Annotated in this window: 12 protein-coding genes and 1 pseudogene; 8 read left to right on the forward strand and 5 right to left on the reverse strand. The window is 60.9% G+C overall.

Going from position 1 to position 13,688, the window contains the following annotated elements; all coding sequences use genetic code 11:
• Nucleotides 1-77: 77 nt before the first annotated feature.
• The 3 genes and pseudogenes from CIB54_RS18685 to CIB54_RS28035 all read right to left on the reverse strand — a co-directional run.
• Nucleotides 78-692 carry a hypothetical protein gene (locus CIB54_RS18685; protein ID WP_198557205.1) on the reverse strand — a complete coding sequence of 205 codons (615 nt, stop codon included), beginning with the start codon at nucleotides 690-692 and terminating at the stop codon, nucleotides 78-80.
• A gap of 78 nt (nucleotides 693-770) precedes the next feature.
• The gene (locus CIB54_RS28030; RefSeq protein WP_371914551.1) at nucleotides 771-1,634 is read right to left on the reverse strand and encodes a methyl-accepting chemotaxis protein; all 864 of its coding nucleotides are present in this window, start codon (nucleotides 1,632-1,634) and stop codon (nucleotides 771-773) included.
• A pseudogene (locus CIB54_RS28035) lies at nucleotides 1,629-2,396 on the reverse strand (MCP four helix bundle domain-containing protein); the annotation flags it as partial. The gene CIB54_RS28030 and the pseudogene CIB54_RS28035, both read right to left, overlap by 6 nt.
• 137 nt (nucleotides 2,397-2,533) lie before the next feature.
• On the opposite strand from CIB54_RS28035, the gene CIB54_RS18695 reads away from it, so the two are divergent.
• Nucleotides 2,534-3,730 carry a multidrug effflux MFS transporter gene (locus tag CIB54_RS18695; RefSeq protein ID WP_101220654.1) on the forward strand — a complete coding sequence of 399 codons (1,197 nt, stop codon included), beginning with the start codon at nucleotides 2,534-2,536 and terminating at the stop codon, nucleotides 3,728-3,730.
• 14 nt (nucleotides 3,731-3,744) lie between these two features.
• On the opposite strand, the gene CIB54_RS18700 is transcribed toward CIB54_RS18695, so the two are convergent.
• Together CIB54_RS18700 and CIB54_RS18705 are read right to left on the reverse strand one after the other, a co-directional pair.
• Complete coding sequence (locus CIB54_RS18700; protein WP_101220634.1) at nucleotides 3,745-4,659, reverse strand: site-specific integrase; 915 nt, start codon at nucleotides 4,657-4,659, stop codon at nucleotides 3,745-3,747.
• Nucleotides 4,660-4,767: 108 nt separating this feature from the next.
• A complete protein-coding gene (locus CIB54_RS18705; protein WP_101220635.1) occupies nucleotides 4,768-5,580 on the reverse strand; it encodes a M949_RS01915 family surface polysaccharide biosynthesis protein in 813 nt (270 codons plus the stop codon).
• A 411-nt stretch (nucleotides 5,581-5,991) separates the two neighbouring features.
• Here CIB54_RS18705 and arnC point away from each other — a divergent pair, with 411 nt between their 5' ends.
• The 7 genes from arnC to CIB54_RS18740 are packed head-to-tail and all read left to right on the forward strand — an operon-like array spanning nucleotide 5,992 to nucleotide 13,686.
• Complete coding sequence (arnC, locus tag CIB54_RS18710; RefSeq protein WP_101220636.1) at nucleotides 5,992-7,032, forward strand: undecaprenyl-phosphate 4-deoxy-4-formamido-L-arabinose transferase; 1,041 nt, start codon at nucleotides 5,992-5,994, stop codon at nucleotides 7,030-7,032.
• The gene (gene arnA / locus CIB54_RS18715) at nucleotides 7,029-9,020 is read left to right on the forward strand and encodes a bifunctional UDP-4-amino-4-deoxy-L-arabinose formyltransferase/UDP-glucuronic acid oxidase ArnA (RefSeq protein ID WP_101220637.1); all 1,992 of its coding nucleotides are present in this window, start codon (nucleotides 7,029-7,031) and stop codon (nucleotides 9,018-9,020) included. Before arnC ends, arnA begins: the two co-directional genes overlap by 4 nt.
• On the forward strand, nucleotides 9,020-9,904 hold the full coding sequence (arnD, locus tag CIB54_RS18720) for a 4-deoxy-4-formamido-L-arabinose-phosphoundecaprenol deformylase (RefSeq protein ID WP_065953557.1): 885 nt from the start codon (nucleotides 9,020-9,022) through the stop codon (nucleotides 9,902-9,904). Before arnA ends, arnD begins: the two co-directional genes overlap by 1 nt.
• Nucleotides 9,901-11,556: a lipid IV(A) 4-amino-4-deoxy-L-arabinosyltransferase gene (arnT, locus tag CIB54_RS18725; RefSeq protein WP_101220638.1), complete on the forward strand. Its 1,656-nt coding sequence runs from the start codon at nucleotides 9,901-9,903 to the stop codon at nucleotides 11,554-11,556. The genes arnD and arnT overlap by 4 nt, the downstream gene beginning before the upstream one ends.
• A complete protein-coding gene (arnE, locus tag CIB54_RS18730; protein WP_101220639.1) occupies nucleotides 11,553-11,900 on the forward strand; it encodes a 4-amino-4-deoxy-L-arabinose-phosphoundecaprenol flippase subunit ArnE in 348 nt (115 codons plus the stop codon). The genes arnT and arnE overlap by 4 nt, the downstream gene beginning before the upstream one ends.
• Nucleotides 11,897-12,310 carry a 4-amino-4-deoxy-L-arabinose-phosphoundecaprenol flippase subunit ArnF gene (gene arnF, locus CIB54_RS18735; RefSeq protein ID WP_065953560.1) on the forward strand — a complete coding sequence of 138 codons (414 nt, stop codon included), beginning with the start codon at nucleotides 11,897-11,899 and terminating at the stop codon, nucleotides 12,308-12,310. The genes arnE and arnF overlap by 4 nt, the downstream gene beginning before the upstream one ends.
• A complete protein-coding gene (locus tag CIB54_RS18740; RefSeq protein WP_065953561.1) occupies nucleotides 12,307-13,686 on the forward strand; it encodes a UDP-glucose dehydrogenase family protein in 1,380 nt (459 codons plus the stop codon). The genes arnF and CIB54_RS18740 overlap by 4 nt, the downstream gene beginning before the upstream one ends.
• The last annotated feature ends 2 nt before the right edge of the window (nucleotides 13,687-13,688 follow it).

The following is a 13,688-nucleotide window of genomic DNA, read 5'->3' on the forward strand; positions in this document are numbered from 1 at the left end:
TTGCTTTTCACAGGGATCGGCCAGGCCGAATTTCTCTGAGGCGAGAAATTCGCCGTCGTGCACGTCGCCCCTTGTGGTTAACGCTTGTCCGGATAGTCCACGATGGTTTCGTGCTGCAGCACTTTCCCGTTTACTTCCAGCGTTATCGTTTTGCGAATGCGCGTTCCACTGAATGGGCTTGCGCACGGCACCGGCTTTTCACGCCGCAGGAGCCCGTCGGTAATCAGATTAACGCCCAGCGCGCCGCCCAAAAGTCCCATCAAGCCTGCAAGGAAACTCATTGATTGCGTCATCGTGTCGAAGATTGGCTCAAGCAGACTTGGAATGTCGGGAGGCTCTGGGCATGGGACATTGGTCTGCTGACAAGCACGCGACCAACTTTCCAGTGACTCAGCCACCGTATTCGCGGCTTCAAGCTGTTGGTGGTGCTTGAAATCGATAAACGCGTACCAGACGTACGTGCCTGGTGCCACAGAAAAAACCACCATAAACACACCGCAAAGCATATGCTTGCGCGCGATATTAAGGGCCCCGAAATTCTTCTCCGAGCGAATTCCCCAGTAGATAAGCCCTGTCACGATGCCCCAAACAAGAAATGCGGCCAGATACTTTAGCCAAAACACATTCAGCTCAGCGTTGACCCCTGTAAAATAGACCCACTTATCCCTGATGCTTCCAACTATCGCTTCCACGCCCACTATCGCCTCTCTCATCCCAAGGTTCAGGCATAACTCAACTAAATGACTATTTAGTTGAGTTATATCAATAACTTACATCTTAAACCGATCAACCGACTGCGACAGCTTCCCTGCCAAACTCGACAGTTCATCCGTCGTCGACGCCGTCCCCGCAATCACACGGCTGTTGCTTTCCGACATCCCTGCAATCATCTCCACCTGATGGGCGATCTCGTTACTGGCCAGGCTCTGTTCACTGATGGTGCGGGAAATATCGTTGACCAACTCGGTGGTATTGAGCGTGGCCTGGAGGATCTCGCGAATCGCGCGTTCCACGTCGGCCGTGACGGCCATGCCCTTGTCCACTTGAGCAACGCCCTCCTCCATGCTGGTCACCGCTTCACGGGTGTTCTGCTGGATACGCCCGACCATGCTGGCGATTTCCTGGGTGGATGCGCTGGTGCGCCCTGCCAGGCTGCGCACTTCATCGGCCACCACGGCAAAACCGCGGCCCTGCTCACCGGCGCGGGCGGCCTCGATGGCGGCGTTCAGGGCCAGCAAGTTGGTCTGGTCGGCGATGCCTTTGATCACCTGGATAATGCTGAAGATTGCTTCGGATTCTTTGTCCAGCGTGCGGATCACTTGGGCTGATTGCTGGGCCGAGCGTGCGATGCCGTCCATGTCGCTGACCACTTGATGAATGATCCGGCCGCCGTCCTTGGCCAGGGTTTCAGCCTGGTTGGCCATATCCAGCGCGTGCCCGGCATGGCGGGTGATTTCTTCGATGCTGGCGGTCATTTCACTCGCAGCGGCGGCCATGGTGCTGGCGGCCTCGCTTTGCTGCTGGCTGCTGCCCGCCACCTCATGACAGCCCTGGCTCAGGCGTTCGCTTACACCGTTGACCTCATGGGCATTGCTGCGTACCACGTCGATCATGCCGCGCAAATCGCGCTGCATGGTGGCGAGGCTGCGAATCAGCGTGCTGGCTTCGTCCTGATTACGCGGCTCGACAATCGGTTCGCTCAAGTTGCCATGGGCGATGCTGTCGGCAATGCGGCTGGCGGTGCGCAACGGGCCCATGATGCTCAGGATCACCCAGCGTCCTTGTGCCAGCAGCAGCAAAAGGCTGGCGCCCAGGACCACGCCCAGGATCCAGTTGGCGTTGCTGATCGCTTGCTGGGTACCGGTGCTGGTGTGCAGCGTATGGCTTTCGATCACTTCACTCAGCGCGGCCATCTGCTCCTCCAGCTGGCGGAACGCTGCGTTGAAGGTTTCCAGCTCCCCACGCGCCGCCTCGGGATTGGCCAGGGCCAGCGCGACGATGCGCTCGCCGGCGCTGACGTAAGTCTCCAGGCTGGGTTTGATTTTTTCCAGGCTGGCCTTGATGGTGGCGTCCAGCGGCAGCTGGAAATTATCCGCCAGCATCTGCCGGAAGTGCTCGGCATGTTCCTTGAGCGAGGCGCTGACCTCGGCCGGCGTGCTGGTGCTTTTGCCCAGCCCCACCAGCATGGCGGACAACACATCGGCACGCAGGGCGTCGTGCATCATGTCGGCTTCCATATGGTTGCGCAGCACCGTCATGCTGACTTCATTGTCCTGCACGGCAGCGCCCATTCGGGAGTTTCCCAGGTAGCCGGCCAGGCTCATGATCAAGGCGGTCAGCAGCCCGGTCGCAATCAACAGCATCAAGCGTAGTTTGATCGTCATCTGTATCCCCATACCTGGACCGCCGGTTGGGAAACCAACCGTTCGAGCGTCATCAGTACCGTTATCGGCACTGGTATCGGTTAGTGAAGCCCAAGTTTGCGGATCTGCGCGAATCCCTTAAGCTGGGCGTTTTTTGCCCGGACTTGCCCATGCCTAGAAGCATCGCCCACCTCGCCCTGCTGTTGGGCTTGATCACCGCCGTCGGCCCCTTTGCCATCGACAGCTACCTGCCGGCGCTGCCAACCCTTGGCGCCAGTCTCAACGCGTCGCCGGCCGCCGTGCAGATGAGCCTGACCGTGTTCTTCATGATCATCGGGGTGTGCCAGCTGTTCTACGGCCCGATCAGCGATGTATTTGGGCGTAAGTTGCCGATCTATGCGGGGTTGGTAATCTTTACCGTGGGCAGTATCGGCTGTGCGTTGGCCCCCACCATCGAAGTGCTGATCGGTTTTCGCGCGGTGCAGGCCTTTGGGGCATGCGCGGGGATGGTGATTCCACGGGCGATTGTCCGCGACCTGTACACCGGCCATGAAGCGGCGCGCCTGATGGCCTTGTTGATGCTGGTGATGAGCGTTTCACCGATCCTTGCGCCATTGGCCGGCAGCCTGGTGATTTCGTTCTGGAGCTGGCGCGAGGTGTTTGCCGCGTTGGCGGTGGTGGCGCTGCTGTGCCTGGTGATGACGATCGTGCAACTGCCGGAAACCCATCCGGCGGAACGTCGTTTGGGCAAGACCCTGGGCAGCGCATTCGGCAGCTACGGCGCCCTCCTCCGCGATCCGGTGTTCACCGGGTTGTCGGTGGTAAGCGGCTTTGGCCTGGCCACGTTCTTTGTGTTTATCGGCAGCGCGCCCTTTGTATACATCGAATACTTCGGCCTGACACCGACGCAATTCAGCCTGTGCTTTGCCGTGAATGCGGCGTCATTTTTCGCCATGAGCCAGCTGACGGCGCGCCTGAGCGCCCGCTTTGGCCTGCCGCCGCTGATCCGCTGGTCGGTGATTGCCGTGGCAGCCGTGATGGCGCTGCTGGCGGCCAGTACGCTGTGGGGCAATCACCTGGTCTTGATGATGACGCTGCTGTTTATCGGCTTCGGTTTTCTCGGCCTGTTATTACCGGCCGCCGGGGTGTTGTCCCTGGAAGACCATGGCGCGGTGGCAGGTTCGGCATCGGCCCTGCTGGGCGCGATTCAGATGGTCACCGCCGCTGTGGCCATGACGCTGGTGGGACTGTTTGCCGACCATACGCCCGCGCCGATGCTGGTTGGCATCGCGCTGTGCGCGGCGGCCGCCATGCTCACGGTGTTGTGGACGCTGCGGCGCTTGCCGCCGCACCTGGCGAGCGCCTGAACAGCGCGTAACGCCTACAGATCAAACCGATCCACCGCCCGCCGCCGCTCGTTGTCGTCACGTACGTCATAGCTGGCGGTGGTCTGGATATTGGTGTGATGGGCCAGCTTTTGCGCAATCGACAGGTCATGTTCCTCGATCACCCGCGTGATGAACGAGCGGCGGAAGTCATGGGGCATGATCTTCACGCCTACCTGGTCCCCGCGCTGGCGAGCGATGTAGTAAATCGCGTGCTTGGTGATGCGTTCCCGGGTGATATGACTGCCGCGTCGTATGCGGTTGAACAGGAACGTGTCGTCCTCTTCGCCTTCCTTGAGTTGCCCGCGACGAAACTCCAGCCAGGCCTGCAGATTGGCGAATGCCCAGTCCGGCGCGTACTTGACCAGTTCTTTATTGCCCTTGCCGATCACGCGCAAGCTGCGCTGGGCAAAATCGATCTGCGCCAGGTCAAGGTTGACCGACTCCGATTTGCGCATGCCCGAGCCGTACAGGATGCCGATGACAGCGGCGTCGCGCAGGCCCTGGGGGCGTGGGTCAGCGGCGCAGACCTCCATCATTTCGCGGATCAACGTACGGCGCAGGTTACGCCCCTGCCCCAGGCGTGTACCGGACGCGGCCTTGACCGAACGCATCTTCAACAGATGTTCCTGGCTGATCAGGCTCATCCTCCACGCTTCATTCATCACCCCGCGCACGGCATTCACATACAGTGACGAAGTGTTCGGCGCATAGCCGTCTTCACGCAACGCGGCGACCAGCGCAATCACCTGTTCGGGCTGCAGCAGGTGCCAGTCAATGTCTTCCAGGTTGACGTCGTCAAGGCCCAGACGGTCGGCGGCATCCTGCAGCACGTAACGCATGGTCAGTTGGCTGGAGGGCGCAAGGCGGGTGAGGTAGAGGGTCAGCGGGTTGCGGATGGACTCAGTCAAGGTAGATCAGCCTTTGGATTAAATATCACGAGCAATCCATTGATTAATCGTAATATTTATTGAATTGGCGAGGGCCGAGTCTAGCGCAGTCTCGCCCTTGCCATCAAATCAGGGCGCCACATCTTCTTCTTCGGCGGATGGCTGAGGTTGACTCTGGGATTGGCTCCAATCGGCATCCTGTTTCTGCATCAGTGCAAACCAGTGACGGCGCATGAAGGTCAAGTAACTGTCCGGCGCCTTGGCAAAATCCTTCTCGTCGGCGTAGCAGCCTGGCAGCGGCAGCTCGGTGCCCTGTTCCTTGTATTGGCTGACCAACGCCTGCTGTGCGGCCACGCTGCAATCGGTCGGCAACGGCATGCCGCGCAGAGCTCCGGCGTCTTCGTCCCACCAGGCTGCGCCGTAGCGGTCAACGCCGCGCAGGCGATACTTCTCTGACTTGCCGACGTGCATGATCAACTTGAATTCATTTGGGCTGACATCGCTGGTACAGGTGCGCGAATAGCCCACAGTCGCCTGGGTATTGCCGTCACCCAGCAGGTCGGTGACCTGGGTAGCCGTCGTGTCAAAGTGCAGCCCGGCGTCGAATTGGCACTGGCGTACGTCGTCGTAGAGCATCCACACGCGCTTGGGATGCTCGCCCGCCAGCAGGTACTGGGCCGCATAGACAAACGCCGACTGGGTGCCATCGTCGTCCCGTTCGCTGACCTGTTCGGCCAGGACCAGCAGGTTTCTGCCCTGGCGATCGTCCCACGTGTAAGCGGCGATTTGCTTGCCGCGCACTTCGACACCCTCGGGGACCTGATCAATGTTCGCCAGGGTCACGCCTTCATCGGCCCGCACGGTCGTGACACAGGCGATGCACACCCACAATCCCATCAACACCGGCCGCAACTGGCCGCGTAAAAGCTGCACGCTATTCATCCGAGTACCCTGGCAAGAGATGGCTTACTTTACCGGCACTTGAAGGGCAATGCAGAGAAGATTGTTGAATAGCTACACAGAGGCCGTCGCGGGTGCATCCCACGTGAACCAAATACCCGCCGGCCTGTTCCTATCTGCCTGAAAATCACAGGGTTTAACACCTTGGCCACATAGCTGAACCCTAGCTGTCTACCTGTCAAATAAACGAGTTTTTCATCCGCCTTTCATATTCGTTGAACATTTTTGCGCTTAACCTTGTAGGCAACACTTCAGAGCAATCCGGGGTTAATCGACTAAGCTGTTGATTCCGCTTTATCTTTAGCGCCGTTTTGTACTCTGCGGGCGATAACTTTGCCCAATAATCGCTGCTGTTTTCGCGCTCCAAGTTGCTCCAGCCGAGGTCTTGAATCTTTGAAACCCTACCCTATTCATTGCGTATCGATCGTTATCCCGGTCTATAACGAACAAGAGAGCCTGCCCCAATTGCTGCGCCGCACCACGGCGGCCTGCAAACAGTTGGCCTACGAATACGAAATCATCCTGGTGGATGACGGTAGCCGTGACGATTCGGCGCAGTTGCTCGAAGACGCCGCCGCCGAAGAAGGCAGCAACGTGGTCGCAGTGATCCTCAATCGCAACTATGGCCAGCATGCGGCAATCATGGCCGGTTTTGAACAGTGCCGCGGCGAAGTGGTGATTACCCTCGACGCCGACCTGCAAAACCCCCCGGAAGAAATCCCGCGCCTGGTGGAACAAGCCGCCCTGGGCTATGACGTGGTCGCCACGGTGCGTAACAATCGCCAGGATTCCGCGTTCCGTCGCTGGCCTTCGCGCCTGATCAACCTGGCCGTGCAGCGCTCCACCGGCGTGGCCATGACTGACTACGGCTGCATGCTGCGCGCCTACCGCCGCACCATCGTCGACGCGATGCTTGCCTGCCGCGAGCGCAGCACCTTCATTCCGATCCTGGCCAATGGCTTTGCCCGTCACACCACGGAAATCCTGGTGCACCACGCCGAGCGTGAACATGGCGAGTCCAAATACAGCGCCATGCGCCTGATCAGCCTGATGTTCGACCTGCTCACCTGCATGACCACCACGCCGTTGCGCCTGCTGTCCATCGTCGGTTTCAGCCTGGCGGCGCTGGGCGTGCTGTTTGCCTTTGCGCTGATCGTCATGCGCCTGGCCTTCGGTGCCGATTGGGCGGGCGATGGCCTGTTCGTGCTGTTTGCCGTGCTGTTTGTGTTCACCGGTGGCCAGTTCATCGGCATGGGCCTGCTGGGTGAATACCTGGGCCGCATGTACAGCGATGTGCGCGCCCGCCCGCGTTTCTTCATTGAGAAAGTGCTGCGCAACCAACCGGCAGCACCGGCTCCCGTGGTCGTCGTTGATGGCCTGGTGTCTTCCCATACTTCTACTTCTACTTCTACTTCCGATCAGGTCCAGTCATGAGTTCAAAAGCCGTTGTCTTCGCCTACCACGATATTGGCTGCGCCGGTATTGAAGCCTTGCTCGCTGCGGGTTACGACATCGCTGCGGTGTTCACCCATGCCGATGACCCCAAGGAAAACAATTTCTACGGCTCCGTCGCCCAGCTGTGCGCCCGCAACGGTATCCCGGTGCACGCCCCGGAAGATGCCAACCACCCCCTGTGGGTCGAGCGCATCGCCAAGCTGAACCCGGATTTCATCTTCTCTTTCTATTACCGCAACCTGTTGAGCGAGCCCGTGCTGGCCACCGCCCGCCACGGCGCGTTCAACCTGCATGGTTCGCTGCTGCCCAAATACCGTGGCCGCGCCCCGGCCAACTGGGTGCTGGTCAACGGTGAAACCGAAACCGGCGTGACCCTGCACCGCATGGTCAAGCGTGCCGATGCCGGCGCGATCCTGGCCCAGCAGACCGTCAGCATCGAGCGCAGCGACACCGGCCTGAGCCTGCACGCCAAACTGCGTGATGCCGCCAGCAACCTGCTGCGCGACGCTCTGCCGCAACTGGCCCAGGGCAAACTGACCGAAACCGCCCAGGACGAAAGCCAGGCGACCTGCTTCGGCCGCCGCAGCGCCGCCGATGGCAAGATCGACTGGAAAAAGCCCGCAGAGCAACTGTTCAACCTGGTCCGAGCCGTCACCCAGCCTTACCCTGGCGCCTTTTGCGCCGTGGGTGAGCACAAGCTCATCGTGTGGCAGGCCGACGTGGTCAAGGGCAATGAAGGCCTGGCGTCTGGCCGCGTGATCAGCGTCAACCCGCTGCGCATCGCCTGTGGCGAAGACTCCCTGGTGGTCAAGTTTGGCCAGCGCAACGACAACGGCTTGTACCTGGCCGGCCCTTCCCTGGCCGATGAACTGGGCCTGGTGGACGGTTCGGTGCTGCGCGGCGCCGAGTCGGGCCGCAAGCCACGCCGTACCCGTGTGTTGATCCTGGGGGTGAACGGTTTTATCGGTAACCACCTGTCCGAGCGCCTGCTGCGCGACGACCGTTACGAAGTCTACGGCCTGGACATCGGTTCCGACGCCATCGAGCGCCTGCGCAGCCACCCCAACTTCCACTATGTAGAAGGCGATATCAGCATCCACACCGAGTGGATCGAGTACCACATCAAGAAATGCGACGTGGTGCTGCCACTGGTGGCCATCGCCACCCCAATCGAATACACCCGCAACCCGCTGCGCGTATTCGAACTGGATTTCGAAGAAAACCTCAAGCTGGTGCGTTACTGCGTCAAGTACAACAAGCGCGTGATCTTCCCATCGACCTCCGAAGTCTATGGCATGTGCCAGGACCAGTACTTCGACGAAGACACCTCCAACCTGGTGGTGGGCCCGGTCAACAAGCAACGCTGGATCTACTCGGTCTCCAAGCAACTGCTCGACCGCGTGATCTGGGCCTACGGCGACAAAGGCCTGAAATTCACCCTGTTCCGTCCCTTCAACTGGATGGGCCCGCGCCTGGACCGCCTGGATTCGGCGCGTATCGGCAGTTCCCGTGCCATCACCCAGTTGATCCTGAACCTGGTGGAAGGCACGCCGATCCGCCTGTTCGACGGCGGCGAGCAGAAGCGTTGCTTCACTGACATCGCTGACGGCATCGAAGCCCTGGCGCGCATCATCGATAACGAAAACGGTGTCTGCGACGGCCAGATCATCAACATCGGTAACCCGGAAAACGAAGCCAGCATCCGCCAGTTGGGCGAAGAGCTGCTGCGTCAGTTCGAGGCGCACCCGTTGCGCCACAATTTCCCGCCGTTCGCGGGCTTTCGCGACGTGGAGAGCAAGGCGTTCTACGGCACCGGTTACCAGGACGTGGCCCATCGCAAGCCGAGCATCGAAAATGCCAAGCGCCTGCTGAACTGGGAGCCGACCGTGGAGATGAGCGAAACCATCGGCAACACGCTGGATTTCTTCCTGCGCGAAGCCATGCTTGAAATAGCGGATAAAAAGTAATGCAGGCAGGCCTTCGCATCGACGTCGACACCTACCGTGGCACCCGCGAAGGTGTGCCACGGTTGCTCGAGTCCCTGGATGAAGCCGGGGTCAAGGCGACGTTTTTCTTCAGCGTCGGGCCGGACAACATGGGGCGCCACTTGTGGCGCCTGATCCGCCCGCAGTTCCTGTGGAAAATGCTCCGTTCCAATGCCGCCGGCCTGTATGGCTGGGATATTTTGCTGGCCGGCACCGCCTGGCCAGGCAAACCGATTGGCCGTGACCTGGGGCATCTGATGCGCCAGGCCAAGGCCGCCGGGCATGAAGTCGGCCTGCACGCCTGGGATCACCACGGCTGGCAGGCCAACACCGGGCGCTGGAGTGACGCGCAGCTGGTTGAGCAGATCCGGCGCGGCGTGGATACCCTGAGCGACATCCTCGGTGAGCGCGTCGACTGTTCAGCGGCCGCCGGTTGGCGCGCCGATGAACGCGTGGTGCAAGCCAAACAAGCCTTCAATTTTCGCTACAACAGCGATTGCCGGGGCACCAGCCTGTTTCGACCGACCCTGGCCGACGGCAGTGCGGGCACCCCACAAATTCCGGTGGACCTGCCGACCTTCGACGAAGTCGTCGGGCCGGTCGTGGCTGCCAAAGACTTCAACGGTTTCATCCTGGATCGGTTCAGCGCCTCGACGCTGAACGTCTATACGATCCACGCAGAAGTAGAAGGGATTCTGATGGCCAATGATTTTCGACAGTTGCTCGCCCAGGCAGGGCCGCGCGGCATCGATTTCAAACCCCTGGGCGACCTGTTGCCTGCGGATGTGACCACCCTGCCCCAGCAACAGTTGGTGCGTGGCGCATTGAGCGGCCGCGAGGGTTGGCTTGGAGTGCAGCAAGCATGATCCGGCGCTGGGCATTACCCCTGCTCCTGTTGGCGTTCGGGGTGTTCTACCTGTTACCGCTGGCGACCCACGGGCTGTGGATTCCCGATGAGACCCGCTACGCGCAGATCAGCCAGGAAATGCTGCTGACCGGCAAGTGGGCCGCGCCGCACTTCATGGGCATTCGCTACTTCGAAAAACCTGCCGCCGGCTACTGGATGATCGCGCTGGGCCAGGCGATCTTCGGGCAGAACCTGTTCGGTGTGCGTTTTGCCTCGGCCTTGAGCACCGGGCTGAGCATTTTGCTGGTTTATCTGGTGTCCCGCCGGTTGTGGAACGACCCGCAAAAAAGCCTGGTCAGCAGCGTGCTGTACATGAGTTTCGTCAGTGTGGCGATGCTGGGCGGCTACGCCAACCTGGACCCTCAATTCACGTTCTGGGTCAACCTGACAGGTGCTGCCTTGTGGTTCTGCTTCGACAGCACTACCCGCCGTGCTCGACTGGGGGCCTGGGCCCTGCTCGGCATGGCCTGCGGCATGGGATTCATGACCAAGGGCTTCCTGGCGTGGTTGCTGCCGGTGTTGATCGCCCTGCCCTACGCGCTCTGGCAGAAACGTTCGGTCGAGTTGTTCAAGTTCGGGCCGGTGGCGGTGGCTGCTGCGATCCTGGTCAGCTTGCCCTGGGCATTGGCGGTGCACCTGCAAGAGCCGGATTACTGGCACTTCTTCTTCTGGCACGAGCATATCCAGCGCTTCGCCGGTGAAGATGCCCAACATGCCGAACCGTTCTGGTACTACCTGCCGTTGCTGATCGCCTTCACGTTGCCGTGGGTCGCCCTGTTACCGTCCACGCTCAAGCAGGCATGGTCGGACAAGCGCCTGCCGAAAACCGCGTTCCTGCTGCTGTGGCTGCTGATGCCCCTGGCATTCTTCAGCCTGGCCAAGGGCAAGCTGCCCTCCTACATCATGCCGTGCCTGTTGCCTTTGGCATTGCTGATGGGTTCGACCCTGAGTGACAAGCTCGCTCAGGGCCGGGGCCGCGTATTGCGCATCAACGGTTGGCTGAACCTGGTGATCGGTGTGCTCGTGCTGTTGGCCCTGATCTGGTTCCAATGGAAGAAGCCGCTGTACGAGCACGGTGAGGAAACCCTCAGCCTGGTGCTGGTATTTACCGGCGTGTTCGGCTGGATCCTGGCCAACCTGCTGCAGGCGGCGCGCCCGTTGAAACTGTGGGCCGCGCCGCTGATCGGCAGCGGTTTGCTGGTGGTCTTGTTGCCTGCCGCCCTGCCCCATTCGGTGGTTTATAACAAGACGCCGGACCAGTTCATCATCGATCACGCCGAAGAGCTCAAGCCCTCCGTTGCGCTGTTGAGCAACGACCTGGGCGCGTCCGCAGCGCTGGCCTGGCGGCTGAAACGGCCCGACATCACGCTGTACAACACCTCTGGCGAGGTGAAATACGGGCTGGCCTACGCTGATACCGCTCATCGTCTGATTGACCGCAATCAAATCCAGGCCTGGATGGCGCAAACCCGCCGCAGCGGTGCCGTGGGCGTGGTGATGCGCGTCAACAGCCAGGGCGAAAAGGAAGAGCTCGCACTGCTGCCCCCGGACGGCCAGCGGTATGCGCAAGGCAACATCGTGATTCTGATTTTCCCGCAGGTCGCGCCATGATCACCCCGCTTCTATTGCTCACGGCGTGCCTGCTCACCTGCATGGGCCAGGTCTCGCAGAAGTTTGCCGTGGAAAGCTGGCGTGACATGCCCGACGCGTGGGCGCCGAAGCTACGCTCACCCTGGTTGTGGTCGGCGCTGGTGTGCCTGGGCCTCGGCTTGCTGGTGTGGCTGCTGGTGCTGCAGCGCCTGGAAGTGGGCATTGCCTACCCGATGCTCAGCCTGAACTTTGTGCTGGTCACGCTGATGGCGCGCTTTGTCTTTGCCGAGCCCATCGATGGTCGCCACTGGCTGGGCGTGGCGCTGGTCATCGCCGGCGTTGTGCTGTTGGGGCGCCAGGTATGAGCCGGACACGCGGTTTCGCCCTGGCCCTGGGCAGCGTCGGCCTGGTCAGTGCCGCCCAACTGGGCATGCGCTGGAGCATGACGCGGCTGCCGTTGCCGGATGAATGGCCGAACGCTTTGAGCACCGGCAGCATCGACGGCAGCGCCCTGGGCGTGGTGATCCTGGCGATCATCGCTTATGCGCTGTCGATGCTCTGCTGGCTCGGCGCACTGAAGCACTTGCCCCTCGGGCGTGCGTATTCGCTGCTGAGCATCAGCTACGCGCTGGTGTACCTGCTGGCGGCGTGCCTGCCGGTCTTCAACGAACATTTTTCGCTTTCGAAAACCCTGGGGGTGGCCTTGGTCATCCTCGGCGTACTGGTCATCAACTCTCGTCGTGCTAGCACCTCAAGTCCCAGGAATACCCCATGAAAATCAGCGTATTTGGTAGTGGTTACGTCGGTCTGGTACAGGCCACGGTATTAGCCGAAGTCGGTCACGATGTTATTTGCATGGACGTTGACCAGCGCAAAGTCGAGTCGCTGCAAAAGGGCCACGTGACCATCTTCGAGCCCGGCCTGGCCGCCATGGTCAAGGAAAACCTGGAAAGCGGACGCCTGCATTTCACCTACGATGAAAAACTTGCGGTCGAGCATGGTGAAGTGTTGTTCATTGCGGTGGGCACGCCGTCGGATGAAGACGGTTCGGCCGATCTCAAATACGTGCTGTCGGTGGGTGATGCGGTCGCCCGCCATCGCGTGGCGCCAGTGATCCTGGTGGAGAAGTCCACCGTGCCAGTGGGCACCGGCGATACCCTGCGCGACCACATGCGCAAGAACCTGCGCGCCGCCGGCCGTGAGCTGCAGTTTGATATCGTCTCCAACCCGGAATTTCTCAAGGAAGGCTCGGCCGTGGCCGACTGCCGCCGCCCGGACCGCATCATCATCGGCTGCGAGCGCGAAGAAGTACGGGAGGTGATGCGCGACCTGTATGCGCCGTTCAACCGCAACCATGACCGCATCATCTTCATGGACCTGCGCAGCGCTGAACTGACCAAGTACGCCGCCAACTGCATGCTCGCCACCAAGATCAGCTTCATCAACCAGATCGCCGAGCTGGCCGAACACCTGGGCGCCGACATCGAGGCCGTGCGCCTGGGCATCGGTGCCGACTCACGCATCGGCTACCACTTCATTTATCCCGGTTGCGGCTATGGCGGCTCCTGCTTTCCCAAAGACATGCGCGCCCTGATCCACAGCGCCAAGCAGGCCAACTGTTCCAGCGACCTGCTCGAAGCCGTGGAAGCGATCAACCAGCGTCAGAAAGGCAAGCTGTTCGAGCGCATCAACGCGTTCTTCAAGGGTGACCTGCGCGGCAAGACCTTCGCCTTGTGGGGCCTGGCCTTCAAGCCCAATACCGACGACATGCGCGACGCGCCGAGCCGCGTGCTGATGGAAGCCCTCTGGGACGCCGGCGCCAACGTACGCGCATTCGACCCCGAGGCCATGCAGGAAACCCAGCGTATCTATGGCGATGACCCGCGGTTGATGCTGATGGGCACGCCGGAGTCCACCCTCGGCGGCGCCGATGCGCTGATCGTCTGCACCGAGTGGCAACAATTCAAGGCACCGGACTTCGACCTGATTCACCAGCGCCTGAAAACCCCGGTGATCTTTGACGGTCGCAACCTGTACGACGGCGAGCGCCTCACCCGCAAGGGCTTCAAGTATTTCCCGATCGGCCGTGGTGACTCCTGCGACTTGCCGATCCCCCAGCAAAACTGGGTGCAACAGGCCAAGGCAGGCTGATA

It is taken from the genome of Pseudomonas fluorescens (genome assembly GCF_002837185.1).
Lineage (GTDB): Bacteria > Pseudomonadota > Gammaproteobacteria > Pseudomonadales > Pseudomonadaceae > Aquipseudomonas > Aquipseudomonas fluorescens_AM.

Excerpts from the sequence above, each read along its gene's own strand:
- arnD (WP_065953557.1), top strand. The coding sequence starts at position 9,020 with ATGCAGGCAGGCCTTCGCATCGACGTCGACACCTACCGTGGCACCCGC.
- arnA (WP_101220637.1), top strand. The coding sequence starts at position 7,029 with ATGAGTTCAAAAGCCGTTGTCTTCGCCTACCACGATATTGGCTGCGCC.
- arnF (WP_065953560.1), top strand. The coding sequence starts at position 11,897 with ATGAGCCGGACACGCGGTTTCGCCCTGGCCCTGGGCAGCGTCGGCCTG.
- CIB54_RS28030 (WP_371914551.1), bottom strand. The coding sequence starts at position 1,634 with ATGCAGCGCGATTTGCGCGGCATGATCGACGTGGTACGCAGCAATGCC.
- arnE (WP_101220639.1), top strand. The coding sequence starts at position 11,553 with ATGATCACCCCGCTTCTATTGCTCACGGCGTGCCTGCTCACCTGCATG.
- CIB54_RS18695 (WP_101220654.1), top strand. The coding sequence starts at position 2,534 with ATGCCTAGAAGCATCGCCCACCTCGCCCTGCTGTTGGGCTTGATCACC.
- CIB54_RS18740 (WP_065953561.1), top strand. The coding sequence starts at position 12,307 with ATGAAAATCAGCGTATTTGGTAGTGGTTACGTCGGTCTGGTACAGGCC.
- arnT (WP_101220638.1), top strand. The coding sequence starts at position 9,901 with ATGATCCGGCGCTGGGCATTACCCCTGCTCCTGTTGGCGTTCGGGGTG.
- CIB54_RS18705 (WP_101220635.1), bottom strand. The coding sequence starts at position 5,580 with ATGAATAGCGTGCAGCTTTTACGCGGCCAGTTGCGGCCGGTGTTGATG.